The sequence below is a fragment of the Streptomyces turgidiscabies Car8 genome (genome assembly GCF_000331005.1).
Taxonomy (GTDB): domain Bacteria; phylum Actinomycetota; class Actinomycetes; order Streptomycetales; family Streptomycetaceae; genus Streptomyces; species Streptomyces turgidiscabies.
In genome coordinates, this window is sequence record NZ_AEJB01000327.1 from 24,977 (window position 1) to 50,919 (window position 25,943).

Genomic DNA, 25,943 nt, shown 5'->3' on the forward strand with positions numbered 1-25,943 from the left:
GAGGCGGACGTGGCCCATGCTGTGCGAGGCGCCTCGCCTTCGTCAACGGTCCGGACGCGAATGGCTCACGTACGGGTTTCTTCCCCGCCGCCCCTACCCGTCCCATCCCTGGGGGCTGCGCCCCCAGACCCCCGCTTAGGCCCTGAAGAGGCCTCGTCCTCAGACGCCGGACGGGCTCCTCCAGTACGCCTCCACCCTGCTGATCCGCACCGCGCCCCGTTCCTCTCCCGGGTAACGGCTCGTCAGGTCCAGGCGGAGCCTGGCGCCTCGTACCGCCGCGAAGGTGATCGCTGAAGGCGTGTCGGAGGTGTCGGACCAATGGACAGACGCGTCCGGCACCGGCACAAACCGGTCGCCGTCCCACACCGACACGGCGACCGACGCGGGCAGCGCGTGCGTCGCGTCCACCGTGAAGGAGACCTCGACGCGCGTGAAGTCGCGGGCCCGTCCCCAGTCGACGCTGATCCAGTCCTCGGCGCGGGCCCCGCTGAACGCGGGCAGCAGCGCGGTCGGTGCCTTGTAGAACGCGTTGGACCAGCCGGTGGACGGCGCGCCGTCCAGCATCGCGGCGGGCAGACTGTCCGGGCGGCCGGAGTAACTGGCGTCCGCCAGGGGGTAGGTGGGGGCCGCCGGGCCCGGGTCGGGTGCGAAGAGGGTGGCCGGAGTCAGCGCCTCGTCGTGCGCCGGCGTCGTACGGACGGTGAGCGTTCCCGTGCGCAGCCCGGCCGCACGAGCAGTGATCTTCAGCCGCCCGGCCGCCGTGCCCGCCCGGACCATCGCAAGTGCCTTGCCGTGGAAGGCGGTTCGGGTGCTCGCCTGATAGCGCTCGGCACTCTCCTCACGTCCGTTGTCGAGTCCGGCCAGCGAGCCGCCGTCGACCTCGAAGGCGAGCAGGTGCTCGGCGCCGGGCACGACCACACCCCGGGCGTCGACCACGTCGGCGGTGACGAAGCACAGCGAACGGCCGTCGGCCGCAAGGGACTTGCGGTCCGCGGTGAGGCGTATCGCGTGCGCCGGCCCCGCTGTCCGCAGGACGTCCGTCGCCACGACCCGGCCGCCCCGCCGGGCCACCGCCTTCAACTCGCCCGGCTCGTACGGCACATGCCAGGTCAGATGGAGTTTGCCCGCGCTGCCGGTCGGGCTGGTGTAGCTGCCGGGCCAGGCGCCGGCTGTGACGGTCTTGTCGTCACCGGTCGCCTCGGTGGTCTCCAGGTAGGGACGGCCGTCGGCCGTCTTCTTCGTGTCGAACCGCCTTGTGCCGTGGGACTTTCCGTTGAGGAACAGTTCCACCGTGTCGACGTTCGCGTAGGCCCAGACCTCCACCGTGTCACCCGGTTCGTGGTTCCAGGTCATCGGCAGCAGATGGACCATGGGCTCGCTCGTCCACTGGCTGCGGAACAGGTGGTACATGTCCTTGGGGAAACCGGCGGTGTCGACCGCGCCGAAGAAGGACGCCTTGACCGGGAACACGTCGTACGGCGTCGGCTCGCCGATGTAGTCGATGCCCGACCACAGGAACTCGCCCGCGAACCACTTCCGGTCGCGGTCCTTCTTCAGGCCGTACTCGCCGCTCATCGTCCAGGAGGCGAGGTTGTTGTCGTACGACGAGACGGCGCGCCTGCCCGGGGTGTGGTTCTCGCCGGTGTTGAGGCGTTCCGGCTCCTGGTAGGCGCCGCGGGTGGAGGTCTCCGAGGAGGACTCCGACTCGAAGAGGAACAGGTGCGGATAGCGGGCGTGGAGGGCGTCCACGGAGGCCGCGGTGTTGTAGTTGAGGCCCAGGCCGTCGAGCTTGGCGAGGATCAGGTCGCCGGGGGTGCCGGGGGCCGGCACGCTGCGGTGGCGGTGGGAGCCGATGACGATCGGGCGGGTGTCGTCGGACGCCTTGACGGCGGCGATGAGCCGGTCCGCGATGGTGAGGCCGGCGGTGGAGGTGAACTCGGAGATCTCGTTGCCGATGGACCACATGATGACGGCGGGCGAGTTGCGGGCGGCCCGCACCATCTCGGTGATGTCCTTGTCCGCCCACTCGTCGAAGAAGCGGCCGTAGTCGTAGCGCGTCTTGGGGCTGCGCCAGCAGTCGAAGGCCTCCACCATCATCACGATGCCCAGTTCCTCGCAGACCTGGATCATCTCCGGCGAGGGCGGGTTGTGGGAGGTGCGGAAGGCGTTGACGCCCATCGACTTCATGACGGTCATCTGCCGGCGGATCGCGTCGATGCTGACGGCGGCCCCGAGGGCGCCCAGGTCGTGGTGGAGGTCGACTCCCTTGATCTTGTGATGGGTGCCGTTGAGCTGGAAACCCTCGTCCGGGTCGAAACGGAAGCTCCGGATGCCGAAGGTCGTGCGGTGGGTGTCCACGGTGGCGCCGCCGACGCGCAGGTCGGTCTTCAGGGTGTAGCGGTGCGGGGCCGCGACGTCCCACAGCTTCGGTTCGGGAACCGTGAGTTCATGGGTCTCGCTCGACCGGTCGGTGACGGTGACCGTGGAGGACGTACGGGCGACGGTACGGCCGCGGGGGTCGATGATCCGGGAGACGACCTCGACATCGGCGGCGGCCCCCGACGCGTTCAGGACCGAGGTCCGCACCTGGACGACCGCCCGGTCCTCCGTGATCTCCGGCGTGGTGACGTACGTCCCCCAGCGCTCCACGTGCACGGGTTCGGTGACGACCAGGCGGGCCTCGCGGTAGATGCCGCTGCCCGAGTACCAGCGGCTGCTGGGCAGGCGGTTCTGCACCTTGACCGCGAGCACGTTCTCGGTGGTGCCGTCGGTGTGCAGGACATCGGTGAGGTCGATGGTGAATCCGGTGTAGCCGTACGGGTGGCGGCCCAGCTCCGTGCCGTTGCAGTAGACGTACGAGTCCATGTAGACGCCGTCGAACTCGACCGAGATCCGCTTGCCGGCGAGCGCGGGCGGGAGGGTGAAGGCGAGGCGGTACCAGCCGAGGCCGCCGGGGAAGAACCCGGTGCCGCTGGTGGTGCCGTGGTCGGTGGTGGGGGCGAGTTCGATGCTCCAGTCGTGCGGCACGGCGACCGTCCGCCACGTCGAGTCGTCGTAGGCGGGGTCGGGGGCGTCGGCGTAGGCGCCCGTGGGGTCGGTGAGCCCGCCCGGGTCGACCAGCGCGAAGCGCCAGCCGTCCCGCAGCGGCACGGTTCGGCGGCCGGCCCGGCCCGCGGCGGCCCGCGCGTCGGCCGCGGTGCCCAGCAGGGCTCCGGCCGCGGGGGCGGACGTACCGGCGACCAGCACCGATCTGCGCGTGACCGTCATGCGGTTCTCCCTCACCAGGACCCAGAAGTACTCACAACTGATCGTTAACAAACAGATTCTGACGGCTTGGAGCATGCACCCGTCAAGACCTCGGGGGCGTACTTCGGTCTCACCCGTCACAACGGCCTGAATTCCCGCCCTGTGCGGCGGTCCGCGCGGGGCTCCGGGGACAGGGGTGTTCCAGCCCGTACGGAGGCGGGACGCATTAGGGTGGAACACCAGTGACGTCCCTTGCTCACTGTGTGTGTTCACGATGGAGTGGCGGCGATGAGTCCGGTGTACCCGTTCGACGATGCCGCCACGGCGCGCGCCGTCGTCGACGCGCGGGGCGCACTGACCGGCTGGAACGAGGGGGCTCGACAGCTGCTGGGCTGGTCGGCGGCCGAGATGCTGGGCCGTCCCGCCGCCTCCCTCCTGGTCGCCGACGGCTCGGACGGGCCCGGCCGGCCGGCCGAGGATCCCTGGCACGGCACTCTCGCGCTGCGTCACCGCGACGGCCGGACGGTGTCCGCCTGGCTCCTCGCCCACCACCGGCCGGCCCCGGACGGCGGCGGGGGCGACTGGCTCGTCGTCACCCCCCTGGGGAACGGTGCCCGGCCCACCGAGGACCCGCTGATGCGGGCCGCGCTCGCCCAGGCGCCCTGTGCGACGGCCGTCTACGACGACCAACTGCGGCTGCACTGCGTCAACGACGCGATGGCCGCTGTCATCGGGCTGCCTCCGGCCCGCATCCGGGGGCTCAGGATCGCCGAGATAGGGGGCCGGGAGCGCAGCTCGGAGCTGGAACTGCACATGCTCGACGTGCTGACCAGCGGCCGGGCGAAGGACGTCCAGACCTATCTGCGCACCGGCGGCGAGGACCACGCCCACGCCTGGCTGGCCAGGATCGCGCCTCTCACGGACACCGAGGGGCGGGTGCGGGGGGTCTGTCTCGCGGCCCACGACTTCACCGAGCAGTACCTCGCCCGGGAGCGGCTCCAGCTGGTCAACGAGGCGAGCGTACGCATCGGCACCACTCTCGATGTCACCCGGACCGCGCAGGAGCTGGCGGACGTCTGCGTCCCGGCGCTCGCCGACTTCGTCAGCGTCGATCTGCTGGACCCGCCGCAGCACGGCGGTGACCACCGCGTGGATGAACTGACGGCGCCGCTCAGCCTGCGCCGGGCCGCCCACCGCTCGATCATGCCAGGCAGCCCCGAAGCGGTGACCAAGGTCGGCCAGCTCGACCGCTACCCCGTCTCCTCGCCCCAGGCCGACTCCCTTCTCGCGGCCCGCACCATCGTGGCGACCCTCCCCTCCGCCGACGTCGAACAATGGCTGGCCTGGGACAAGGCCCGCTTCGACCGGGTCAGGGAACTCGGCATCCACTCCACGATGTCCGTGCCGATCACCGCGCGCGGTACGACCCTCGGTGTCGCCGTCCTGACCCGCTACCGGCGGCCCGACCCGTTCACTGCCGACGACGCGCTGCTCGCCGAGGAGGTGACCGCCCGGGCCGCCGTCTGTATCGACAACGCCCGCCGGTTCTCCCGCGAGCGGGAGACCGCTCTCGCCCTGCAGCGCAGCCTGCTCCCCCGGACGCTGCCGCGCACCGCCGCCCTCGAAGCCGCCTCGCGTTACCTTCCGGCCGCGCGGGCCGGGGTGGGCGGCGACTGGTTCGACGTGATCCCGCTGTCGGGGATGCGCGTCGCGATGGTCGTCGGAGACGTGGTCGGCCACGGCATCCAGGCCTCGGCCACGATGGGCCGGCTGCGTACCGCCGTGCGCACCCTCGCCGACATCGACCTCGCCCCGGACGAGTTGCTCACCCACCTCGACGATCTCGTCGTACGGCTGTCCGCCGAGGCCGGCGGCGACGGCAACCCGGGCGAGGTTGGGGCTACCTGTCTGTACGCGGTGTACGACCCGGTGTCACGTCGCTGCACCCTGGCCCGCGCCGGGCATCCTCCGCCGGTCGTCCTCACCCCGGGCGGCACTCCCCGGCAGGTGCGGCTGCCCGCCGGACCGCCGCTGGGGCTGGGCGGCCTGCCGTTCGAGTCCACGGAACTGGATCTCGCCGAGGGCACGGTCCTCGCCTTCTACACCGACGGGCTGATCGAGAGCCGCGAGCGGGACATCGACACCGGCCACCGGATGCTGTGCGACGCGCTGGCGGCGTACGCGGACTCGCTCGACGAGACGTGCGACCGCATCCTGCACACCCTGCTTCCCCCGGGCGGCGCGGCCGACGACGTGGCACTGCTGCTGGCCCGCACCCAGGGCCTGCCCGCCTCCCGTGTCACGACCTGGGACATTCCGGCCGACCCGGCGCTCGTCGGGCCGATCCGCAAGCAGGTCGGCGAGCAGCTCGACGTGTGGGACCTGAGCGAGGCCTCGTTCACCACCGAGCTGGTGGTGAGCGAGCTGGTCACCAACGCCATCCGCTACGGCTCGCACCCCATCCGGCTGCGGCTCATCCATGACGCGGCCACCCTGATCTGCGAGGTCTCCGACAGCAGCCACACCGCCCCGCATCTGCGGCGCGCAAGGACCTTCGACGAGGGTGGCCGCGGTCTGCTGCTGGTCGCTCAGCTCACCGAGCGGTGGGGCAGCCGCCACACGCCCGACGGGAAGACCATCTGGGCCGAGTTGTCCCTGACGGGCGACATATGAGTCCCGGCGGTCGCTGAGGACGGCTCGATCCGGTGCCACGCGGGAGTTTTGGATTCCGGTCGCCCCGGACACTCGTGACGGTGCACGAGACGCCGTACGCGCAGCGACCCCCAGGAGTGTGGACATGTCGACCTTCCGTACCACCCGGCCGGCACACCGGGCCGCGCTGCTCGCGAGCGCGATCGCGTTACCGGTCCTGCTCGGGGCCTGCGCCAGCGGCGGCGCGAACAAGGGCGGCCCGACCGTCCGCGGGACGGCCCTCCCCACCGTGACCGCCGCGCCCACGGGCGACACCCGCTGCCTCGCCCACGAGCTCAGTGCCTCGGTCGGGCGCCCCGATGCGGGCGCCGGGCAGCGGAACTTCCCCGTCGTCCTCACCAACGACTCCACCCGCACCTGCACCCTGCGCGGCTACCCGGGCGCCGCCTTCGTGGACGCGGCCGGCGAACAGCTGGGCCCCGACCCGAAACCCTCCGCCGCCACCCGGCTGACGACGGTCCGTCTGGCGACCGGCGAGAGTGCCTGGGCGGGTCTGAGCTTCGCCGACCCGGAACTCAGCGGGGCCGAGACGGCGACTCCGGCGGAGCTGCTGGTGACCCCGCCGGACGAGCGGGACCAGCTGAAGGTGACCTGGGAGAAGGGTGCGGTACCGGTCGGCGGCGACGAGGCCGCGATGTTCCTGACGGTCTTCGGTCCCGGCACCGGACCCTGACCCGGTCGGTGGGCCGCCCGGTGAGGTCTGTTTACATGGACGGGTACCGTCACCCCTGTCCCGGAGGACCGAACCCTGAACGCCCCGTCCGCCGAGGCACTGTCCGTCGTCCTGCTCATCGCCGTCCTCGCCTGCGCCGTCGTCCGACCGTTCGGGCTGCCGGAGGCGGTCGTGGCGGTGCCCGCCGCCGGGCTCGTGGTCCTCACCGGCGCGATCTCGCCGGAACACGCGTGGGAGGAGGCCGAGCGGCTCGGGCCGGTGGTCGGCTTCCTCGCGGCGGTGCTGGTGCTGGCCCACTTCTGTGATGTCGAGGGACTCTTCCGCGCCTGCGGCGTGTGGATGGCCCGTTGGGCGAGGAACCGGCCCGGGCGGCTGCTGACCTCGGTGTTCGTGCTCGCCTCGGCGATCACGGCCGTACTGAGCCTGGACGCGACCATCGTGCTGCTGACGCCGGTGGTGTTCGCCACGGCCGCCCGGACGGGGGTCAGGCCCAAGCCGCACACCTACGCCTGCGCGCATCTGTCGAACACGGCGTCACTGCTGCTGCCGGTCTCCAACCTCACCAACCTGCTGGCGTTCAGCGCGAGCGGCCTGAGTTTCACCCGGTTCGCCGCGCTGATGACGCTGCCCTGGCTGGTCGCGATCGGCGCCGAGTACCTGGTGTTCCGGCGCTTCTTCGCCGCCGACCTGGCCGGGCCGACGCCGGACCCGTCACCCTCGGACACGGAGACGGGCACGGGCACAGAGTCGGAGACGGGGGACGCGCCCGCGCTTCCGCTGTTCGCCCTCGTCACCGTGGCCTGCACGCTGGCCGGGTTCGTCGTGGCCTCCGCGCTGGGCATCGATCCCGCTTGGGCCGCGCTCGCCGGGGCGCTCGTACTCGCCGGACGTGCGCTGGTACGACGGCAGGCCACCCCGGTGACAGTGCTGCGGGCCACGGCGCCCGGGTTCCTCGCGTTCGTGCTGGCGCTGGGCGTCGTCGTCCGGGCGGTCGTCGACAACGGGCTCGCGGACGCCCTCGGCCGGGTGCTGCCCGAGGGAACGGGACTGCTCGCGCTGCTCGGTATCGCCGCGCTGGCCGCCGTACTCGCCAATCTGATCAACAACCTGCCCGCGGTGCTCGTGCTGCTGCCGCTGACCGCCACGGCCGGTCCCGGTGCGGTGCTCGCCGTGCTGCTCGGGGTGAACATCGGTCCGAACCTGACGTACGCCGGATCGCTGGCGACCCTGCTGTGGCGGCGCATCGTGCACCAGCACGAACACGACGTCGGGATCGGGGAGTTCACCCGGCTCGGACTGATCTCCGTGCCGGCCGCGCTGATCCCGGCCGTGGTGGCGTTGTGGGGCTCGCTGGTCGTCCTCGGGGGCTGAGCGGCGGCCGGGTCCCGGTCGTCAGCGGGGTCCCCAGCCCCCGTACGCGCCGCCGTAGCCGTAGGGGTAGGGGTTGCCGCCGGTGTTTCCGTACGGGTTGTTCCCGTACGGGTTGGTCCCGCAGTTGTAGTTCCCGTAGTAGTAGCAGGGCACGTTCGGCGGGTTCGAGGCCGAGGGGGTCGTCGCGGCCGCCGACGGGGTCGGGGTCGGCTGGGCCGGTGTGGAGGTGGGGCTCGGCGCCGGGGTGGTCGACGGCTCGGGGCTGTTCTTGACGACCGGCGGTCTCGACTCAGTGGCCGCGTCCCAGTTGACGGCCTCCATCTGGAGCGAGGGCGCCGAGGAGTCGAAGACCCAGTGCTGGTCGGCGGCCTCCTCGCGCGGCTTCAGGACCAGCGGCGCCTCGCCCCTGGCGGTGGCGGGCGTCAGCGCCAGCTCCTGGTCCCAGCGCGGGACGAGGGTGCCCTGGAGGGTGAAGTCGTAGCGCACGTTCTTGGTGCCGGGCTGGGAGACGCCCGTGCACGGGGCGAGCTGGACCGAGTAGCCGAGGTGGGAGTCGAGGCAGAGGTCCGGCGCGGCGGCGTTGCGCAGCAGGCCGTCGGTCTCGTACGTCCACTCCTGGCCGGTCGCCGCCGAGCAGGTGGTCAGCTCGGTCTCCGCGCCCTTGACGGCCTTGCCGCCGACGACGCCTATGCACAGTTTGGACTCGACGTTGTGCAGTCGGCCGCGCAGGGCGCCCTTCGTGGTCTCCCCCGAGCCGACCCACGAGGGGTCGCTGTCGGACGCGCCGGAGCCGTTGGTGGCGGTGTCCGAGGGGCTGGTCCCGGCGGTCTGGCCCTCGTCGTCGTCCGACCCCAGGACGGACCACAGGACCAGCGGCACGAGGACCAGCGCGCTCACGGTCGCCGCGGCCAGGACCCGGTTGCGGCGGCGGACCGCGCGCCGGGCCGCCTTGTGCGCGGAGCGGTGCGAGCCGGGGCGGACAGCCAGCTCGGTGGTGACAGGCGGGTTCGCCGGCATGGGCGGGGCCTGCGCCAGGACACGCGGGACCGGGAGCACGCTCTCGACCGTGGCCATCTCGATGACCGGGGCCTGGTCGACCTCCACGATGGCGCTCTCCGCGGCGCGGCCCGGGCGGGACTCCAGATAGGCGCGCGCACCCCAGCCGAGGACTCCCTCGGCCAGCGCGAGGGCGAGGTCGCCGTTGAACTGGTTCAGCTGGTCGGCCGCGTACCGGCAGGGCTTGCAGTCGGCGAGGTGCTTGGCGAGGTCGGGGTCGATGTCGAAGCTGCGGCGTCGGCAGGTGACGTCGATCAGCCGGATGTAGCGGCGGCACTCCTCCTGCTGCACGACCTCGCGGTGGACGTGCAGGCACTCCTCGCGCAGACGTCCGCGGGCCCGGCCGAGTTCCACGGCGGCGTCCGTCACGCTCAGGCCCAGCAGGCCGGCGGGTATCTCCAGCGGTTCGGCCTCGACCTCCGCGTGCCACAGCAGGCAGCGCGCGGACTGTGGGAGGTTCTGGAACGCCCTGGAGAGCAGCCGCCGGTCGGGGGCGGGCAGCAGCCGGGCGGCGACACGGTTTCCGCCACCGGCCGTGGAGCGCAGTTCGGGGTGGAGCATCTCGTGCCGGTGGTCGCCCTCCCACTCCGCCGCCAGTCGGCGCACGGTGACCAGGAGGTGGGGCCGCCACGCGGAGGTGGGGCCGCTCTGCCGCAGGGATTCCCCGAAGAGGCGGGTGAACGCGGCCGTGGTGAGCATTCCGGCGGGACGCGGACCGCTGGTGCACAGACGGGCATAGGCGAAGGCCGCTTCCCAGTGCCTGTCGAGCAGTTCACCCACGGGATGGAGCGCGGGCGTCGTCCCCGTCCACTTCTTCAGCTCCGCGCTCAGTTCGACATCCGAGGCGTCGGACGCGGGAGCCGGGGTTGGGGAATTCGACAGGCCTGCGTCTTTCACGTCTGTATTCCTCCACGGACAACGCGGGTTTTAGTCCATACCCAGGGGTATGCGACCCTGCCGACGAAACGACAGGATCCGACCAAACAGGGAATCGGTATCGCGAACACCCGCGGCAGACAGCTCTTTTGGAGCGGGGAGTCAGCGGGGGCGTCGCGTACGTGCAGAGGCAGAAAAGATCGCCCGCACGCCGACGTGCACACCTTTGCACAGCTCATCGAGCCGTAACAAGAGATCACGCCGTTTTCCGCATTGCTCTGTGACCTAAAGCGGTTGACGGCGTGTCAATGGGATGCACCTTTAGGGATTGCCACTGTATCAACATCCTCATTGCAAACGGTATTCACTTCACTCAGGGACGTTTCGCAACCATTGAGTCCGGTCCCCCGCGGATGGCGTAAAACCGCCCACCCATGGTGTCCTGTCCGCGCCCCTTGCGTGTTTTCGCAGCTCATGGTTCCTGGCGTGCGACGGCCGTCGCAACGGGTGGCGTCGTCACGTCGGTTGACCGGTTCCTTCACATCTCCCGCCCACAGCCGTCCCGGAACCAATAGCGGGCGCGGTTTCGGCCGAACCCCGTCTGCACAGCGCCCGGTACGCGCCCGGCGGCGTCCCGTGACGCTCCCGGAACACCCGGTTGAAGTGGAAGGGGCTGGCGAAACCGGAAGCGGCGGCGACGCGTTCCACCGGCAGGTCGGTGGCCTCCAGCAACCGGGCCGCATGGCTCAGCCGGGCCTCGCGCAGCGCCCGCATCGGGGACCGGCCGAGCTGCTCGGTGAACAGGTGCGCGAACCGTGAGGGGGAGAGCGCGACCTCGTCGGCGAGCGATCGGACGGTGTGCGGGGCGGCGGGGTCGGCTGTGATGAGTGCCTCCGCCCGGGTTACCCGCGCGTCGACTCCCGGCCGGTTCGGAAGGGGGCGGGCCGCTGCCGAGGCCAGCAGGACGATTTCCTCCAGGGAACACAAGGCGAGCTCCCGGGCGGCGGTGCCGTGGGCGACGGCTGTCGGGCCGTCCGGCGTGGCGGGGGAAGCGGAACCGGGCGGCCGCTCCGCGCTGCCCGGCCAGCGGGCGTCCGACAGCATGCGGGCGAACGCCGTCGCCATCCGGTCGTGCAGGGCGCCCGGGACCGGGGCGACGACGTACATGCCGTCGCCGACCGCGTACGGGCTCAGCCAGGACGTCCAGGAGGGGCGGGCCTGGCAGTGCGCCCACCAGAACCGCCAGTGCCGGGCACCCGGCCGGATCTGGTAGCGGTGGGGCACACCGGGGCCGAGGACGACCAGGTCCCCGGCGCCGGCCCGCGCCCCGGCCGCGCCCTGGGTCAGCAGGCCGTGGCCGTCCGTCGTCCAGGTGAACAGCCAACTGTCGGCGCCCTGCGGCCTGTTGACGGCGTAACCGGGCCCCTGGTCGTAGCGCCCGACGGTCACCAGACCGGGTGGCGGTGCGGAGACAGCGGTCTCGGGCAATCGGTCAGCGTTCATGGGCATCCTTACCAGGGGCGGCAAACCCTAGCCTGACGGCTGGTGACAGCGGACCGAAGGAGTGGACGATGACAGTCACAGGCATCGATGCCGCCGACGCTCACATCCTGCCGGAGGCGGAGCGCCGACGGTTCGAGGAGGACGGATTCACCGTCGTGCGGGGCCTGTTCGGGTACGACGAGATCGCCGCACTCCGCGCCGAGTTCGCGGCGCTGCACGCGGCCGGTCCGGTGCCGGGGCACTTCGAGCCCCGTCCGCCCGGGCAGGACGGGCGCCCGGCCGACCCGCTGGACGCGTATCCGCGGGTGATGCAGCCGCACGAGTTCCACGAGCCGTCGCTCGGCTGGCTGCTGGATCCCCGGCTGCGGGCCGTCCTCGAAGTACTGCTCGGCGAGGAGGTGCTGGCCGCGCAGAGCATGTTCTATTACAAGCCGCCGGGTGCGCGCGGCCAGGCGCTGCACCAGGACAACTTCTTTCTGCGGGTCGAACCGGGCACGTGTGTCGCCGCCTGGATCGCCTGCGAGACGATCGACCGGGAGAACGGCGGCCTGGAGGTCGTGCCGGGCACGCACCGCATGGACCTGTTCTGTCCGCAGGAGGCGGACGCCGGAGTGTCCTTCGCCCGGGAGTACGTGCCGCCGCCGCCCGGACTCACCCCGGTGCCGGTCGACATGGCCCCGGGTGACGTCCTGTTCTTCAACGGCAGCCTGGTGCACGGCTCGCAGCCCAACCGCAGCGCCGACCGGTTCCGGCGCTCCTTCATCGGTCATTACGTGGGCCGCTCGACGGAGCGCATCGGCCACTTCTACCGGACGGTCTCCATGAACGGCGACCGGGTCCGGCTGCGCGAGAGCGAGCACGCGGGGCCGTGCGGTACGGAGTTCGGGCCGGCGTCCGCACCGCACTGACGGCGACGCCGTCGTCCGATCACGGCCCCGGCGTTCCGTCCAGTTGCTCCGGCGACTCCGGCAGCGCGTCGCGGAGTTGGGCGCGGCCCGTGATGCCGAGCTTGGGGAAGACGCGGTAGAGGTGGAAACCGACCGTGCGGGGCGAGAGGAAGATGCGTTCACCGATCTCCCGGTTGGTGAGGCCTGCTGCGGCCAGCCGGGCGATCTGGAGCTGCTGCGGGGTGAGTTCGGCGAGGACGTCACGCGGCGTGGTGCTGGTGGGGGTGACGCCGGCGGCCCGCAGTTCGGCGCGGGCGCGCTCGGTCCAGGGGCGGGCGCCGACCCGTTCGAAGGCGACGAGTGCGGCGGTGAGCTGGGGGCGGGCCTCCACCGAGCGGCGTCTGCGGCGCAGCCACTCCGCGTAGTCGAGTCGGACCGACGCCCGCTCGAACAGCCACTGTTCACCGGCCGGGTCGGCGAGCGCGGCCGTGAAGTGCTCCTCCGCCTCGTCCCCTTCGCTCAGCAGGGCGTCCGCCCGGTGCAGTACGGCGGCCAGCCGGGCGGAGATCCCGCCGGCCGCGAGGCGGCGCCGGGTCGCGTCGACGATCAGGCGTGCCTCGTCGGCGCGACCGGTGCGTACGGCCGCTGCCGTGAGGTCGGCCAGGTAGTAGTGGGAGGCGTGGTAGTGCACAGGCTCGGGCTCGGCGTCCTGGGTGTAGACGGCCCGGAAGCGGGTGTAGGCGCCGGCGTGGTCACCTTCGGCGAGGGCGGCGGCGCCGAGGGCGTAGTGCCTCCGTACCTGCAGGCTGCGGGAGTTGGGCAGGTCGACGCCGTGGACGGCACGCTGCACGGCCGTGCGGGCCGCCTCGGTGTCGCCGCGCAGGGCGAGGATGGTGGCGCCGACGACGGGCGAGCCGGCCGCCACGATCTCCAGGCCGGCCTCGGCGGCCGTCCGGTACGACTCGTCGAAGACCGTGCGGGCCCGGGTCCAGGAGCCGTTCTCGTACAGGGCGAGGGCGAGGGCGTTGGCGACGGTCGCGTTGGCGCCGGCCGTCGGTGAACGCCGCAGATGGTCGAGGGCGGCGCCGAGCAGGCGGACGGCCTCGGCGGTCTCGTCGAGGACCCAGGCGGCGGCGCCGACGACGATCAGCCGGGACAGTCTGCGGTCCGGTGCGGTCGCCTCGGAGTGCCCGGGCAGCGGCTCGGTCCAGTCGGTGCTCCTGAGCAGCGCGAGTGCCTGCTCGCGGTGGCGTGCGGGGTCGCAGCCGGCCAGCGCCCACATCCGGCCGCTCTCGTCGTCCTGGGGCGGAACGCGTTCGGTGATGCGCTGGATGCGCTCGCGGAACGTGGGGTCCCCGGAGTGGTAGGCGGGGGTGGTGGCCGTGGCGAGGGCGTCGAGGGTGAGGCCCGGATCGGTGTCGACGGCGGCCTTGGCGACCGGCAGCAGGAAGCCGAGCGAGTCCTCGAAACGGGTGGTCACGGCGAGTGCCCAGCCGGCCCGGAGCGAGGCCTCGGCGAGCACGGCCGGGTCGTCGGTGAGGGTGAGGACATGGGTGGCCAGCTCGCTCACCCAGCGCGGGTGGCCTGCGTGCATGGCCATGGTCGCGGCCCGGACCAGACGCCTGGAGCGGGTGTCGGGGTCGGGGCTGAGCCGGGCCGCCCGTTCGAGGGCGGCGGCGGCTGCCGCGTATCCGCCTCGGCGTTGTGCGCGGCCCGCGCTGTCCTCCAGGCCCTGGGCGGCCTGCTCGTCGACGCCGAGGACGGCGGCGGCCCGGTGCCAGGCGCGCCGGTCCGGGTCACCGGCGAGGACGTCGGCCAGGGCGGTGTGGGCGGCGTGGCGTTCCGCGTAGCTCGCGGACTGGTAGACGGCGGAGCGGATCAGCGGGTGCCGGAAGTGGAGCCGGCCGCCGTCGATGCGGACGAGGCCCGCCCGTTCGGCGGGCCGCCAGTCGGCGGGGTCCGCGGTGTGCCCTGCGGCGGAGAGGATGACGGGCAGTTCGGCCGTCTCGGCGGCTGCCGCGAGGAGCAGCAACCGGCGGGTGGGCTCGGGGAGTTCGGGCAGGTCCGCGGCGAAGATCGCCTCCAGCCGGTCGGTGAGGGGCAGCGCGTCGGTGGCGCCGTCCTGTCCTGCGGCGGGGTCGCGGCTGACCGCCCGGGCGAGTTCGACGAGGGCGAGGGGGACACCGGCCGCCTGGTCGAGGATCCGGGAGCGGGCGCGTCCGACGGGCGGTTCGGGCTGGAGGTCGAGGAGGCGTCCGGCGGCGGCCGGGGGCAGCGGCTCGACGGTCAACTGCCGTCTTTCGCGGGCGAACTGCGGGGGTACGGCGTTGTCCCGGGTGGCGAGCACCATCGCGACCGGCTCTCCTTCGAGGCGCCGGGCGACGAAGGCGAGGACGTCGAGGGTGCCCACGTCGAGCCAGTGGGCGTCGTCGACGACGAGCAGCAGCGGCCCCCGGCTCGCCGCGTCGGAGAGCAGGGTGAGGGCGCCGAGCGAGGTGAGCAGCGGGTCGGGGGCGGCGTCCTCGGACTGCTCGGGGTCGAGCCCGAACACACCGAGCAGCGCCGCCCGTTGACGGACGGGCAGCTCACCGGCGAGGTCCAGTACGGGTCGCAGCAGTTGGTGCAGTCCGGCGAACGGCAGCCCGGACTCGCCTTCACAGCCTCGGCAGCGCAGGACGCGCAGTCCGGCCCGCAGAGCTGTACGGCCGACGGCGTCGAGCAGCACGCTCTTGCCCGCGCCCGGTGGGCCGGTCACGACCAGGACGCCCGGCGGAGTGCCCGGGAGGTCGCCGGGTTCGGCCGCCGTCTCGTTCACCAGGTCGGTCAGCAGGGCCAGTTCGCGGTCACGGCCGACGATCCACTCCGCGCCGAAGCGGGAGGGGCTCATGCGGCGGTCCCGGCGGGGGCCGACGAGGGGCGTAAGTCCGACGGGTTGCGGTCTCCGATCATGTCATGACAATAAACGGTGAGTTGGCCGTCCTCCGTCCCCGGAGAGTTCCGGGGCCGGTCCTCGGTTCAGGGCTGAAGGAGCAGGCTGAGCGTCGGCAGCGGTCCGCCGGGGAACTGCTGGAGGCGTCCCCCGTCAGCCAGTTGGCCCAGGTCGACGGCCGCCCAGCCGGCGTGTTCGACGAGCCGGGCGACCCGGTTGTTGGCGCCCGGGTGGTCGCCGGAGAGAAATATCACCCGGCGTCCGGCGGGTGTACGCGGATCGGCGCCGAGGACCGCAGGCGCCAGGGTGTTGAACGCCTTCACCAGCCGGGCGCCCGGCACCAGCCCGGCGACGATCTCGCTGGACGGGCGTCCCTGGAGGTCGACGACCCGGAAGTCGGGCGGGCCCAGCGGGTTGGTGGCGTCGATGACGATCCGTTCCTGCCAGTCGGACACCTCGGCGGCCACCAATGCCTCGGTCAACTCCCGCCAGGGCACCGCGAGTACGACGATCTCCTCGCCGGCCGCCGCCGCCACGGTCGCCGGTGTGAGTCCCGGCCCGATCGAGTCGGCGGTCTCCCGCAGGGACCGGGGGCCTCGGCTGTCGCTGAGGAGGACCTCCTCCCCGGCGGCCACGAAGCGGGCCGCGAGGGCCTGTCCGAGGGCTCCGGCGCCGATGATGCCGATGCGCATGACGTGCCTTCCTTGGCTCGGCGGGATCGTGCGGGCGAGGTCGTGTCCTGAGCATGGCCGGGTGGTGGGACCGTGGGCTTCTGTCAAGTGACTGGGACCGCGTCCGGCGTACCGGCACGGAAGTCCGTTTGACTGCGGACGGGCCGGACGCTTTGATCCTGACCGTGCCGGGCCGCGTGCCCGGCGCCCAGAGGTGCGCCCAGCCGGTAGTGGACATGGTCCGAGTCCGGCCCGAGTCGCCAGGAACGCCACGGCGTCCGAGGCGGGGCCGCACCCGCGACCGATGGAGCGGACATGCCCGTCGAGGGTGCACCCCGCGTCAAAGGTCCAGGGACGGCCGCGGTCGTGCTGGCGACCGTCTGCGCGGCCCTGTGGGGTGTGACGGCCTGCGGTGCGTCGCCGGAGACGGACCAGGCGGCGGGGCCCGGCCCGACGGCCTCTCCCACCCCTTCGGCCGAGGTGCGGCTGCCGCCGCCGAACGCCGGCTTCGACTACCAGATCGGCGGCGCCTACCCGCCTCCGGCGGGCGTGCGCGTCGTCAGCCGCGACCGTACGGCGGCTCCCGCGGCCGGTCTGTACAACGTCTGTTATGTCAACGCCTTCCAGGCGCAGCCCGGCGCGGAGAAGGCGTGGCCCGCCGATCTGCTGCTGCGGGACGCGAACGGTGAGGTCGTCGTCGACGAGGACTGGGACGAGGCGCTGCTCGACATCGGCACGGCGGCGAAGCGGAGCCGGATCGCGGCGCGGGTGAACAAGTGGACCGACGGCTGCGCGGACAAGGGCTTCGACGCGGTCGAGCCCGACAACTACGACAGCTACACCCGCTCCGACGGCCTTCTCACCGCCGGTGACGCCACCGCCTTCATCACGCTCCTCTCCCGGCACGCGCACACCCGTGGGCTGGCCGTCGGCCAGAAGAACACCGTGGAGCTGGCCGGGCTCAGGAAGCGGACCGGCCTGGACTTCGCGGTAGCGGAGGAGTGCGGCGAGTACGACGAATGCGGGGAGTACGCGCAGGCGTTCGACGACCGGGTGCTCGTGATCGAGTACACCGACAGCGGACTGCGCAAGGCCCGGGGGGCCTTCGGCGACCGGCTGAGCATCGTACGCAGGGATGTCGATGTGTCGACACCCGGCAGCGCCGGTTACGTCCGCAGGACACGCTGACCCGGATCGTGTAGCCGGGCCTCCGGCGACGCGTCACGGAGTGCCGAGCAGCTCCAGCCCCCGCCCCCAGCCGAACTCCAGCCGTCCCCCGTCCTCCGGCCCCTCTCCGGCGTACGGATCCGCGAACCGCACGCCCATCCCGCGCAGCCGTTCCACGCTCGCCCGGTACGCGGGATGGGCGGCCAGCGCGTAGCCCACGCACGGCACGACGGCGATCGGCACACCCAGCCCGTACGCCTCGCACAGGGTGCCCAGGGCGAGGGTGTCGGCGATGCCGGCCGCCCACTTGTTGACGGTGTTGAAGGTGGCGGGTGCCACGAGTACGGCGTCCGGCGCCGGAAAGGGCCGGGGGTCACCGGGCTTCCGCCAGGCGGACCGGATCGGGCGTCCGGTCTGCGTCTCGACGGCGTCGGTGTCGAAGAAACCCATGGCGAGGGGCGTCGCGATGACCCCGACCTGCCAGTTCCGTTCCTCGGCGGCGGTGATCAGCTTGCTGACGTCGGAGGCGATCCCGGCGGCACAGACGACGACGTAGAGGAAGGGCTTCTGGGCCTGTGCGGGCGTCTCGGTCATCCGGAAACACTAAATGAGTTGCCGGTGGGAGGGTCCGGCCCCCAGGATCACGCCATGTCTACGATCGAAGCCCCCCGGCCGCTGTCCCCCGTCACCGCTCGTCCGGTGCGGGTCCAGCAGCAGCCCGGCCGCCCCTGGAGGCCCGTGCTTCCCCGGTCATGACGGCCGCGCTCGTCGCGGGGCTCCTCGCGGGGTACGGCATCGCCGTCCCGGTCGGAGCCGTCACGACCTATCTCGTCTCCCTCACCGCCCGTACGTCCCTCAGGACCGGTGTCTGCGCGGCCCTCGGGGTCGCCACCGCCGACGGCCTCTACGCGCTGCTCGCCGCGATCGGGGGTACCGCGCTGGCCGGTGCCCTGCAGCCGGTGCTGGTGCCGCTGCGCTGGGCCTCGGCCGTGGTGCTGGCCGCGCTCGCGGTCAGGGGCGGGCTCGGCGCCCTGCGCCAGTACCGCGCCGGAGTTCTTTCCACTCGCGCCGACAGCACGCCGCCGAGTCCGGCGCGGGCGTTTCTCATGCTGGTCGGCATCACGCTGCTCAACCCCACGACCGTGATCTACTTCGCCGCGCTGGTGCTCGGCAGCCGGGCCTCGGACGCCGTGTCCGCCTGGGAGCAGGGGGTGTTCGTACTCGCGGCCTTCCTCGCCTCGGCCAGCTGGCAGGTGCTGATCGCCTCCGGCGGCGCGTTGCTCGGCCGGGCGCTGACGGGTCGGCGCGGACGGCTGGTGACGGCCCTCGTGTCCAGTGCGGTGATCATGGCGCTGGCGGTGCGGATGGTGGTGTCACCGACGTGAGGGGGGTCACCTGGGACCGGTCCGGCCGCCGTGGCCGGATGAATCCGGGCCGCCGCGGTGTTGGACCTTCGTACGCAACAGTCATACGCGACGAGACGATGGGACGAACTCCATGCCTCTTGAGGGCGAGTACGAAGCCAGTCCGACCCAATGGGTGCGTGAGCAGGTGGAGTTGTACGAGAAGTCCGGCGGCACCGAGGGGACGACTCTCCTCGACACCGGCATGCCGGTCGTCCTGCTCACCACGCGGGGCGCCCGCAGCGGCAAGATCCGCCGGACACCCCTGATGCGGGTGGAACACGACGGCGAGTACGCGGTGGTCGCCTCGCTGGGCGGCGCCCCCAAGCATCCGGTCTGGTACTTCAACGTCCTCGCCGATCCGCATGTCGACCTCCAGGACGGGCCGGTGCGCCAGGACATGGTCGCCCGTGAGGTGACCGGCGAGGAGAAGTCCACCTGGTGGGAGCGGGCGGTCGCCGCGTACCCCCCGTACGCCGAGTACCAGACGAAGACCGACCGCGAGATTCCCGTGTTCGTCCTCGAACCGGCCGCCGGGAACTGATCCGCACCGGACGCGGAAACGGTCCGGTGCCCGGAGGAATGAACTCCTCGCCTCCGGGCACCCGAGCCTCAGGCCCCGCCGCGCTCCCCCGTCGCGGCGGGGCTCTGCGCTGCCTCCTTCGCGGCCGCGTCGGTCACGTCGAGAAAGATCTCGCCGACCTCGGGGACCGCGTGGACGACCGCGCGCTTGATACGTACGGCGACCTCCTCGACCCGCTCGCTGTCGAGCCCGGGGACCAGGTCGATCCGGGCGGCCACCAGGGTGGAGTCGAGCCCCATCTTCATCGTGAACAGCGCCTCCACGCTGTCGATCTCCGGCTGGGCCGCCAGCAGGTCGCGGACCTCGCGGCTCACCTCCGGGTCGGCGGCCTCACCGATGAGCTGGGCGCGGGCGTCCCGCCCCAGCCAGAACGCGACGCAGACGAGCAGCACCCCGATGGCGAGCGAGGCCGACGCCTCCCACACGACCTGCCCGGTGACCATGTGCAGGGCCATGCCCACCATGGCGAGCGTCACACCGAGCACCGCGGTGCCGTCCTCGGCGATCACCGTACGCAGGGCGGGATCCCGCAGCGCGCCCGCGGCGCCTGTGCCCTTCGCGCTCTCCCCGCGTGCCTGGTGCACCGCCCGCGCCAGTGAGGCGCCCTCCGCGATCAGCGCCACCCCGAGCACGACCAGGCCCGCCACATAGCCGCCGAAGGACTCCTCCGCGTCACTCGTGAACGCCTCCACGCCCTGGAAGAAGGAGAAGCAGCCGCCCATGACGAAGATGCCGACGGCCGCGAGCAGCGACCAGAAGAACCGTTCCTTGCCGTAGCCGAAGGGGTGCCGCCGGTCGGCGGGGCGGCGGCTGCGGCGCAGGGCGGCGAGCAGGAAGACCTCGTTGAGACTGTCCGCCACCGAGTGCGCGGCCTCGGACAGCAGGGCCGGCGACCCGGTGAGGAGTCCGCCGACCGCCTTGGCGACGGCGATCAGCAGGTTGGCACCCAGCGCCACCAGCACGGTCACACGCGTCCGCCGGTCCGCGGACGCCGTACCGTCCGCGGCCCTGCCGGCTGTGCTGCCCATGCTGTCTGTGCGAGCCATCAATGCTGCTTTGGGGCCGTCGGTACGACCTTGAAGAGGGTGAAGGAGTGGCCGGCCGGGTCGGAGTACCCGCGTTCCTCGTACGGGCCGCCGGCGTCCTTCGTCTCCAGCGGGCGTCCACCGAGCCCGATCACTTTGCGTTCCACCTCGTCGAGGTCCTCGACCCGGAAGTCGAGATGGACCTGAAGGGAGTTCTCGGGGCGCGGCCAGCTCGGCGGGGTGGCGTTGACGTCACGGCGGAACGCCATCCGGGTCCCCTCGGCGCCGAGGATCTCGATGCGGTTGGCGGTCGCCTCCGTCTCATCGGCCGCGAGGAGCTCCTTGTAGAAGGCGGCGAGTTTCTCCGGCTCGGCGCAGTCCAGCACCACGACACCCGCTGTCACCAAGGTCATGCTTCCTCCGTACGGGGATCCGGGGCGGCCCTGTTCGCCGCTGCCCTTTCGGGTTCGGATACCCCGCACGCCGAAATCACACAGTCCGTGGGGGGTCGGGCGCGGTGAGGTGCGCGAGGCGGGCCGCCGCGGCCGTCAGGAAGAGGTCGAGTGCCGCCGGGTAGGAGCTGTGGCGCATGTCCATCACGAGGTGGCGGGCGGTCGCGTTGATGTGCGGGTGGGTGTCGGCGGGCAGCCGGGCGTAGGTCGCCCGCCACACGGCCGTCTCCGCCTCACGGGCCGCCTTGGGCAGGGCCGCGTTCGCCGAGTCGAGGGCTCCGAAGGCGAGCGACTGGTCGACGAAGGCGTGGTAGATCCGTACCGCCTCGACGTCCGGGAACCCGGCGCCGCGCAGCACCCCGAGGACGGTCTCCACGGCCTGGATCTCGTACACCCGTCCGGTCACCCGGTAGGAGCTGAGCACGGCCGCCTGCGGCTGCGCGAGCGCTCCGGCGTGCATCCGCAGGCCGAGGTCGCGCAGGTCGGCGAGCCAGTCGCCGCTGGGCCGCCAGGTGCGCAGCGTGCGGCCGATCAGCTCGTCGGCGATGGCGAGCATCAGCTCGTCGGTGTCCCGGAAATAGCGGTACAGGGCGCTCGGGTCGGCGCCGAGGGCGCGGCCGAGGCGGCGCACGGAGAGGGCTTCGGCGCCGTGTTCCCCGAGCAGCCGCATCGCGGTCTCGACGATCAGTTCCTCGGAGAGGACGACGCCGTGCTTGGTGGGGCGTCTGCGACGCCGGGCGGCGGGCGGGACGACACGTTCGCTCACGGGCTTCCTCCTGCGCGGTCGGACACGGTCGCACGGTCCTGCGGATGACCGGTGCGGGCACCTTATGACAACACCGTTGACCTGTTAAGGCCTCGGGCAGTTTCATGTGCGTTCACCGGGGTCGTCCGAGGCCCCCAGGTGTGAGCGGAGACCGCCATGACCGATCCCCAGCGCTACGGAGCCGCCCCACCGGCGTCTGCCGCGCCGTCCGGGCCGCCCGCCCTGCGCAGGTCCCTCGGCATGCTGGACAGCGTGGCCATCGCCGCGTCCAGCACGGCGGCGACCACCACCATCGGCATCGGTCTCGGAGTGACCGCCGGGGTGGTCGGACTGCATCTGCCGGCCATCATGCTGCTGGCGTTCCTGCCGATCCTGGGCATCGCGGGAGCCTTCTCCCGGCTGAACAAGGTGGAGCCCAACGCGGGCAACGGCTATGTGTGGGTGGGGCGTTCGCTCAGCCCGTGGCTCGGCTTCATGGTCGGCTGGGTGAACATCGTGGCGGCGGTGGTGTTCCTCGCGTACACCACGGCGGTCACCGGCTCGGCGGTGCTCCAGCTGGCGGGCGACGCGGGCGCGCACCGGGTGGCCGGGCTGACCCTGGACCCGGGGTCGACCGCGCAGACGACCGGCGTCGGCATCGTGGTCCTGCTCGCCGTCACCCTCACCGCGGTCTCCGGCATCAGGTCGGCCGCCCGTCTCCAGGGCGGACTGCTGATCTTCGAGTACGTCGTGCTGCTGGGCTTCTGCGGCTACGGCATCGTCGCCGGCCCGCACCCCTTCAGCCTGAGCTGGTTCGACCCCTTCCAGATCCCCTCGGCGTCGGCGCTCGCGCAGGGCATGCTGCTGTCGGTGTTCTGCTACTGGGGCTTCGAGGCGGCGTTCAGTGTGAACGAGGAGGTGCGGGACCCGAGACAGGCGTCGCGGGCCGGGATCACCACCCTCGTGACCATGCTCGGACTGTTCCTGCTGGGTTCGATCGCCTTCCAACGGGTGCTGTCGGAGAGCGAGTTGGCGGGCCACGGCGCCGAGGGTCTGGCGTTCTTCGGCAACCGGCTCGCCGACCAGCCGCTGGCCGCGCTGCCGCTCGTCGCCCTGATGTTCTCGGCGGTGGCCTCACTTCAGGCGGGGGTCATCCCGACGGCCCGCGCGATGTTCGCGATGAGCCGCGACCGTACGCTCGGCCCGGCCTGGGCCAAGGTCAGCCCCCGGTACGGCACCCCGGCGGCCGGCACGCTGATGATCGGCGCGCTGGCGGCGGCGGTCGCCGGGCTCGCCCTGGTCATCCCGCGTCTCGCCGACATGATCCTGGCGGCGGTCAACGCGATCGGCATGGTCGTCGCGCTGTCGTACGCGCTCACCGCACTCGCCGCCGCCGTACGCTTCCGGGGCCTGCTGCGCGAGAACTGGCGGGACGGCATACGCGCGGTGGTGCTGCCCTCGCTGAGCGCGGCCACGCTGCTGGGGCTCGGCGGTTATCTCGGCTGGTCCTTCTACACCTCCGCCGACCATCTCGAACTCAGCCCGGACAACGGCTGGTTCCTGCTCCTCGTACCGTCACTGATGGTCGCGTCCGGTTTCGTGGCCGCCGCGTGGGCGAAGTGGGGACGCAGGAGCCCGTACTTCGACACCGGCCGGGGCACCGACGCGGACGCGCCCCAACTGCTGGCCGTACAGCAGCAGTCGGTGCTGTAGCAATCGCCGCCCCAGCGCAGTCGCTCCTCCCCCACACCAGCAAGGAACGGAACATGCACGCTGACCTCCTCTTCACCGGCGGCCCCGTCTTCGCTCCCGGAAGCCCTACGGCCGTCGCGGTCACCGGCGGGCGGATCACCGCCGTCGGCCGGGACGAGGTGCACGATCTGATCGGGTCGGGGACCGAGGTGGTCGATCTCGCCGGGCGGCTCCTCCTGCCCGGGTTCCAGGACGCCCACGTCCATCCGCTGCCGGCCGGTCTCGAACTCACCCAGTGCGACCTGACCGACCTGAAGACCGCCGAGGACACCCTGGCCGCCGTCCGCGCGTACGCCGTGGCGCACCCCGGGCGGGAGTGGATCACGGGCGGCGGCTGGTCCATGGAGGCCTTCGAAGGGGGCACGCCCACCCGGGAGTTGCTGGACGCGGTGGTCCCGGACCGGCCGGTGTACCTGCCCAACCGGGACCATCACGGGGCGTGGGTGAACAGCCGTGCCCTCGAACTCGCGGGGGTCACCCGGGACACCCCGGACCCGGCGGACGGCCGCTTCGAGCGGGACGCCTCGGGCGAGCCGACCGGCATGCTCCAGGAAGGGGCCATGGAGTACGTGGGCCGGCTGACCCCGCCGGTCACGGCGGCGGAGCGGCTGGCGGCCCTGCTCTCCGCGCAGCGCCGGCTGCACTCGCTGGGCGTCACGGCCTGGCAGGACGCGCTGGTCGGCTCGTTCCTCGGTATGGAGGACCCGTCCGAGACCTACCTCGCCGCCGTCCGGGACGGTTCGCTGACCGCGCGGGTGGTCGGCGCGCTGTGGTGGGACCGGGAGCGCGGGGCCGAGCAGATCCCCGAACTCGTGGAGCGGCGGGCCGCGTTGAGCCAGGGCAGGTTCCGGGCGGGCAGCGTGAAGCTGATGCTGGACGGGGTCGCCGAGACGGGCACGGCCGCACTGCTCGACCCGTACCTCGACAAGTGCGGCTGCGCCACGGCCAACCGGGGCACGAGCTTCGTGGACGCGGCCGAACTGCCCAAGTACGTCACGCAGTTGGATGCCCTCGGCTTCCAGTGCCACTTCCACGCGCTGGGCGACCGGGCGGTACGCGACGCCCTGGACGCCGTAGAGGCCGCGCGCGCGGCGAACGGGCCGAGCGACACCCGGCCGCATCTGGCCCACCTCCAGGTGGTGCACCCGGACGACGTGCCGCGTTTCGCCCGGCTCGGCGCGGTCGCCAACATCCAGGCCCTGTGGGCGATGCACGAACCCCAGATGGACGACCTGACGATCCCCTTCCTCGGGCCCGAACGGGCCGCCTGGCAGTACCCGTTCGGCGCGCTGCTGCGCTCCGGGGCGACCCTGGCGGCGGGCAGCGACTGGCCGGTCAGCAGCCCCGACCCGCTCCAGGCGATCCATGTCGCCGTCAATCGCGCGGCACCGGGTTGCCCGTCCTCCCGGGTGTTCCTCCCGGCCGAGCGGATCGGTCTGACGGCCGCGCTCACGGCGTACACCGCGGGTTCGGCCTACGCCAACCATCTGGACGACTCGGGCAGCCTGCGCGTCGGTGCGCTGGCCGACCTGACGATCCTCGACCGCGACCCGTACGCCGGCCCGCCGGAGGCGATCGCGGAGACGAAGGTGGCGCTCACCTATGTGGGGGGCGAGAGGGTGTACGCGGCGGAGGGGGCTGCCTGAGTACCGGTCCCGAGGCTCGCTCACAGCCTCCGGCGCAGTTTCACCGACTGGGGCGCGAAGCCGCCACGCTCGTAGAAACGTATCGCGGCCGTGTTGGCCGCGTAGGCGTTCACCTCGGCGTGCTCGGCGCCCTGCTCGGCCGCCCAGCGGACGAATGCCTCCACCAGGCGAGCCCCTGCTCCCGAACCCCGGTGCTCGGGACGGACGTACACGCTCATCAGGGTGGCGGCCTTCACCGGGCGCATGGCCGTGGGTTCGGTGAGCGAGCCCATCAGATGACCGACCACCGTGCCGGCGTGCTCGGCGGTCAGCACCAGGCGTGCCGGGTCGTCCAGCGCCGCCGCGAACGACGCGGCGGCGTGCTCGCGCGGCCAGTTCGCGTCGACGCCCGGATCACGGGTGCCGGCGTCCTCGGCGAAGAGGCCGGTGCTGGAGGCGACGAGTCCCGGCAGGTCGTCGGCGCGAGCGGGGCGGACAGTGATCGTCGGGTCAGGGGCCGTGTGATCAGTCATGCCCGGCACGCTAGCGGCACGCTCTGACAACCCCGCTTACTTGATGGACACCTGTCCATGTATGCTGGCCGCCTGTCCATGATGGACATCTGTCCAAGAAGTGGCTCCGGGGAGCCTGACGTAGGAGATTGCCGAGCATGGAGACGGTCGCGAACGTGCTGGTCGGTCTGGTGGCCGCGCTGCACCTGTACATCCTGGTGATGGAGATGTTCCTGTGGCAGCGCCCGCCGGGACGCAAGTTCCACGGCTTCGACGCGGAGATGTCCCGCGCGACCGCCGCCATGGCCGCCAACCAGGGGCTCTACAACGGGTTCCTCGCGGCGGGCCTGGTCTGGGGGCTGATCGCCGCCGATCCGACCGGGTTCCGGGCGCAGGTCTTCTTCCTGTCCTGTGTGATCGTGGCGGGCGTCTACGGCGCCGCGACGGCGAACCGGCGCATCCTGTTCGCCCAGGCGCTGCCCGGCGCCATCGCCCTGGCCGCCGTCCTCGTCGCGCGGTGACGCGCGGCGCGCCCGAGGACCCGCGGGCCGCTCGCACCCGGGCGAAACTCCGCGAGGCTCTCCTCGCGGAGTGCGCCGAACACCCGCTGGCGGAGATCGGCGTCGCCGCGTTGGTCCGCCGGGCGGGGGTCGGCCGGGCCACGTTCTACGTCCACTACCCCGACCTGGAGGCGCTGGCCGTCGACGCGTGCGCCGATGTCGTACGGGAGGCCGTGGACGCCCTGCACGCCTGGC

The 25,943-nt window shown here is 72.3% G+C and carries 21 protein-coding genes; 11 read left to right on the forward strand and 10 right to left on the reverse strand.

What is annotated here, in order from left to right:
* Positions 1-159: 159 nt before the first annotated feature.
* Positions 160-3,267, reverse strand: coding sequence for a glycoside hydrolase family 2 TIM barrel-domain containing protein (locus STRTUCAR8_RS21860; RefSeq protein WP_006378056.1), 3,108 nt, complete (start codon positions 3,265-3,267; stop codon positions 160-162).
* Between the two features lie 267 nt (positions 3,268-3,534).
* Between STRTUCAR8_RS21860 and STRTUCAR8_RS21865 the strand changes: the two genes are divergently transcribed.
* From STRTUCAR8_RS21865 to STRTUCAR8_RS21875, 3 genes are all read left to right on the forward strand, one after another.
* On the forward strand, positions 3,535-5,919 hold the full coding sequence (locus STRTUCAR8_RS21865) for a SpoIIE family protein phosphatase (protein ID WP_044472630.1): 2,385 nt from the start codon (positions 3,535-3,537) through the stop codon (positions 5,917-5,919).
* 124 nt (positions 5,920-6,043) lie between these two features.
* Positions 6,044-6,631 carry a DUF4232 domain-containing protein gene (locus tag STRTUCAR8_RS21870; RefSeq protein ID WP_006378081.1) on the forward strand — a complete coding sequence of 196 codons (588 nt, stop codon included), beginning with the start codon at positions 6,044-6,046 and terminating at the stop codon, positions 6,629-6,631.
* A gap of 75 nt (positions 6,632-6,706) precedes the next feature.
* Entirely contained in the window at positions 6,707-8,002 is a 1,296-nt protein-coding gene (locus STRTUCAR8_RS21875) for an arsenic transporter (RefSeq protein WP_086025790.1), read from the forward strand.
* Positions 8,003-8,023: 21 nt separating this feature from the next.
* Here STRTUCAR8_RS21875 and STRTUCAR8_RS21880 read toward each other — a convergent pair whose 3' ends face one another.
* Together STRTUCAR8_RS21880 and STRTUCAR8_RS21885 are read right to left on the reverse strand one after the other, a co-directional pair.
* Positions 8,024-9,955 carry a ricin-type beta-trefoil lectin domain protein gene (locus STRTUCAR8_RS21880; RefSeq protein WP_044472632.1) on the reverse strand — a complete coding sequence of 644 codons (1,932 nt, stop codon included), beginning with the start codon at positions 9,953-9,955 and terminating at the stop codon, positions 8,024-8,026.
* Positions 9,956-10,450: 495 nt separating this feature from the next.
* Positions 10,451-11,437: a helix-turn-helix domain-containing protein gene (locus tag STRTUCAR8_RS21885; RefSeq protein ID WP_044472633.1), complete on the reverse strand. Its 987-nt coding sequence runs from the start codon at positions 11,435-11,437 to the stop codon at positions 10,451-10,453.
* A 68-nt stretch (positions 11,438-11,505) separates the two neighbouring features.
* On the opposite strand from STRTUCAR8_RS21885, the gene STRTUCAR8_RS21890 reads away from it, so the two are divergent.
* Complete coding sequence (locus STRTUCAR8_RS21890) at positions 11,506-12,345, forward strand: phytanoyl-CoA dioxygenase family protein (protein WP_006378078.1); 840 nt, start codon at positions 11,506-11,508, stop codon at positions 12,343-12,345.
* Between the two features lie 19 nt (positions 12,346-12,364).
* On the opposite strand, the gene STRTUCAR8_RS21895 is transcribed toward STRTUCAR8_RS21890, so the two are convergent.
* Both STRTUCAR8_RS21895 and STRTUCAR8_RS21900 read right to left on the reverse strand, forming a co-directional pair.
* The gene (locus tag STRTUCAR8_RS21895; protein WP_006378076.1) at positions 12,365-15,211 is read right to left on the reverse strand and encodes a helix-turn-helix transcriptional regulator; all 2,847 of its coding nucleotides are present in this window, start codon (positions 15,209-15,211) and stop codon (positions 12,365-12,367) included.
* A gap of 128 nt (positions 15,212-15,339) precedes the next feature.
* Entirely contained in the window at positions 15,340-15,945 is a 606-nt protein-coding gene (locus STRTUCAR8_RS21900) for an NADPH-dependent F420 reductase (protein ID WP_006378096.1), read from the reverse strand.
* A 294-nt stretch (positions 15,946-16,239) separates the two neighbouring features.
* On the opposite strand from STRTUCAR8_RS21900, the gene STRTUCAR8_RS21905 reads away from it, so the two are divergent.
* Positions 16,240-17,112 carry an endo alpha-1,4 polygalactosaminidase gene (locus tag STRTUCAR8_RS21905; protein ID WP_044472634.1) on the forward strand — a complete coding sequence of 291 codons (873 nt, stop codon included), beginning with the start codon at positions 16,240-16,242 and terminating at the stop codon, positions 17,110-17,112.
* A gap of 33 nt (positions 17,113-17,145) precedes the next feature.
* Here STRTUCAR8_RS21905 and STRTUCAR8_RS21910 read toward each other — a convergent pair whose 3' ends face one another.
* Positions 17,146-17,685, reverse strand: a complete 540-nt coding sequence (locus STRTUCAR8_RS21910; protein WP_006378074.1) for a flavoprotein — start codon at positions 17,683-17,685, stop codon at positions 17,146-17,148.
* A gap of 158 nt (positions 17,686-17,843) precedes the next feature.
* Between STRTUCAR8_RS21910 and STRTUCAR8_RS21915 the strand changes: the two genes are divergently transcribed.
* On the forward strand, positions 17,844-18,476 hold the full coding sequence (locus tag STRTUCAR8_RS21915; protein WP_006378094.1) for a LysE/ArgO family amino acid transporter: 633 nt from the start codon (positions 17,844-17,846) through the stop codon (positions 18,474-18,476).
* Positions 18,477-18,588: 112 nt separating this feature from the next.
* Positions 18,589-19,038 carry a nitroreductase family deazaflavin-dependent oxidoreductase gene (locus STRTUCAR8_RS21920; protein ID WP_006378072.1) on the forward strand — a complete coding sequence of 150 codons (450 nt, stop codon included), beginning with the start codon at positions 18,589-18,591 and terminating at the stop codon, positions 19,036-19,038.
* Between the two features lie 68 nt (positions 19,039-19,106).
* Here STRTUCAR8_RS21920 and STRTUCAR8_RS21925 read toward each other — a convergent pair whose 3' ends face one another.
* From STRTUCAR8_RS21925 to STRTUCAR8_RS21935, 3 genes are all read right to left on the reverse strand, one after another.
* Positions 19,107-20,123, reverse strand: coding sequence for a cation diffusion facilitator family transporter (locus STRTUCAR8_RS21925; RefSeq protein WP_044472635.1), 1,017 nt, complete (start codon positions 20,121-20,123; stop codon positions 19,107-19,109).
* Positions 20,123-20,515: a VOC family protein gene (locus tag STRTUCAR8_RS21930; RefSeq protein ID WP_044472636.1), complete on the reverse strand. Its 393-nt coding sequence runs from the start codon at positions 20,513-20,515 to the stop codon at positions 20,123-20,125. Before STRTUCAR8_RS21930 ends, STRTUCAR8_RS21925 begins: the two co-directional genes overlap by 1 nt.
* A gap of 76 nt (positions 20,516-20,591) precedes the next feature.
* Positions 20,592-21,320 (reverse strand): helix-turn-helix domain-containing protein, encoded by a 729-nt coding sequence (locus STRTUCAR8_RS21935; RefSeq protein ID WP_006378100.1) that lies wholly within the window; start codon positions 21,318-21,320, stop codon positions 20,592-20,594.
* Between the two features lie 156 nt (positions 21,321-21,476).
* Between STRTUCAR8_RS21935 and STRTUCAR8_RS21940 the strand changes: the two genes are divergently transcribed.
* Both STRTUCAR8_RS21940 and STRTUCAR8_RS21945 read left to right on the forward strand, forming a co-directional pair.
* Positions 21,477-23,012, forward strand: a complete 1,536-nt coding sequence (locus STRTUCAR8_RS21940) for an APC family permease (protein WP_006378087.1) — start codon at positions 21,477-21,479, stop codon at positions 23,010-23,012.
* Between the two features lie 53 nt (positions 23,013-23,065).
* A complete protein-coding gene (locus STRTUCAR8_RS21945) occupies positions 23,066-24,697 on the forward strand; it encodes an amidohydrolase (RefSeq protein ID WP_006378071.1) in 1,632 nt (543 codons plus the stop codon).
* A gap of 20 nt (positions 24,698-24,717) precedes the next feature.
* On the opposite strand, the gene STRTUCAR8_RS21950 is transcribed toward STRTUCAR8_RS21945, so the two are convergent.
* A complete protein-coding gene (locus STRTUCAR8_RS21950; protein WP_044472637.1) occupies positions 24,718-25,209 on the reverse strand; it encodes a GNAT family N-acetyltransferase in 492 nt (163 codons plus the stop codon).
* 137 nt (positions 25,210-25,346) lie between these two features.
* On the opposite strand from STRTUCAR8_RS21950, the gene STRTUCAR8_RS21955 reads away from it, so the two are divergent.
* Both STRTUCAR8_RS21955 and STRTUCAR8_RS21960 read left to right on the forward strand, forming a co-directional pair.
* Positions 25,347-25,709 carry a DUF1304 domain-containing protein gene (locus STRTUCAR8_RS21955; protein ID WP_006378097.1) on the forward strand — a complete coding sequence of 121 codons (363 nt, stop codon included), beginning with the start codon at positions 25,347-25,349 and terminating at the stop codon, positions 25,707-25,709.
* Positions 25,706-25,943, forward strand: a 238-nt coding sequence (locus STRTUCAR8_RS21960) for a TetR/AcrR family transcriptional regulator (RefSeq protein WP_044472638.1), incomplete at its 3' end; no start/stop codon positions are given. The genes STRTUCAR8_RS21955 and STRTUCAR8_RS21960, both read left to right, overlap by 4 nt.

Coding starts and splice junctions, on each gene's coding strand:
- STRTUCAR8_RS21860 (WP_006378056.1), bottom strand. CDS start 3,267: ATGACGGTCACGCGCAGATCGGTGCTGGTCGCCGGTACGTCCGCCCCC.
- STRTUCAR8_RS21865 (WP_044472630.1), top strand. CDS start 3,535: ATGAGTCCGGTGTACCCGTTCGACGATGCCGCCACGGCGCGCGCCGTC.
- STRTUCAR8_RS21870 (WP_006378081.1), top strand. CDS start 6,044: ATGTCGACCTTCCGTACCACCCGGCCGGCACACCGGGCCGCGCTGCTC.
- STRTUCAR8_RS21885 (WP_044472633.1), bottom strand. CDS start 11,437: ATGAACGCTGACCGATTGCCCGAGACCGCTGTCTCCGCACCGCCACCC.
- STRTUCAR8_RS21890 (WP_006378078.1), top strand. CDS start 11,506: ATGACAGTCACAGGCATCGATGCCGCCGACGCTCACATCCTGCCGGAG.
- STRTUCAR8_RS21895 (WP_006378076.1), bottom strand. CDS start 15,211: ATGAGCCCCTCCCGCTTCGGCGCGGAGTGGATCGTCGGCCGTGACCGC.
- STRTUCAR8_RS21900 (WP_006378096.1), bottom strand. CDS start 15,945: ATGCGCATCGGCATCATCGGCGCCGGAGCCCTCGGACAGGCCCTCGCG.
- STRTUCAR8_RS21905 (WP_044472634.1), top strand. CDS start 16,240: ATGCCCGTCGAGGGTGCACCCCGCGTCAAAGGTCCAGGGACGGCCGCG.
- STRTUCAR8_RS21910 (WP_006378074.1), bottom strand. CDS start 17,685: ATGACCGAGACGCCCGCACAGGCCCAGAAGCCCTTCCTCTACGTCGTC.
- STRTUCAR8_RS21915 (WP_006378094.1), top strand. CDS start 17,844: ATGACGGCCGCGCTCGTCGCGGGGCTCCTCGCGGGGTACGGCATCGCC.
- STRTUCAR8_RS21920 (WP_006378072.1), top strand. CDS start 18,589: ATGCCTCTTGAGGGCGAGTACGAAGCCAGTCCGACCCAATGGGTGCGT.
- STRTUCAR8_RS21925 (WP_044472635.1), bottom strand. CDS start 20,123: ATGGCTCGCACAGACAGCATGGGCAGCACAGCCGGCAGGGCCGCGGAC.
- STRTUCAR8_RS21930 (WP_044472636.1), bottom strand. CDS start 20,515: ATGACCTTGGTGACAGCGGGTGTCGTGGTGCTGGACTGCGCCGAGCCG.
- STRTUCAR8_RS21940 (WP_006378087.1), top strand. CDS start 21,477: ATGACCGATCCCCAGCGCTACGGAGCCGCCCCACCGGCGTCTGCCGCG.
- STRTUCAR8_RS21945 (WP_006378071.1), top strand. CDS start 23,066: ATGCACGCTGACCTCCTCTTCACCGGCGGCCCCGTCTTCGCTCCCGGA.
- STRTUCAR8_RS21950 (WP_044472637.1), bottom strand. CDS start 25,209: ATGACTGATCACACGGCCCCTGACCCGACGATCACTGTCCGCCCCGCT.
- STRTUCAR8_RS21955 (WP_006378097.1), top strand. CDS start 25,347: ATGGAGACGGTCGCGAACGTGCTGGTCGGTCTGGTGGCCGCGCTGCAC.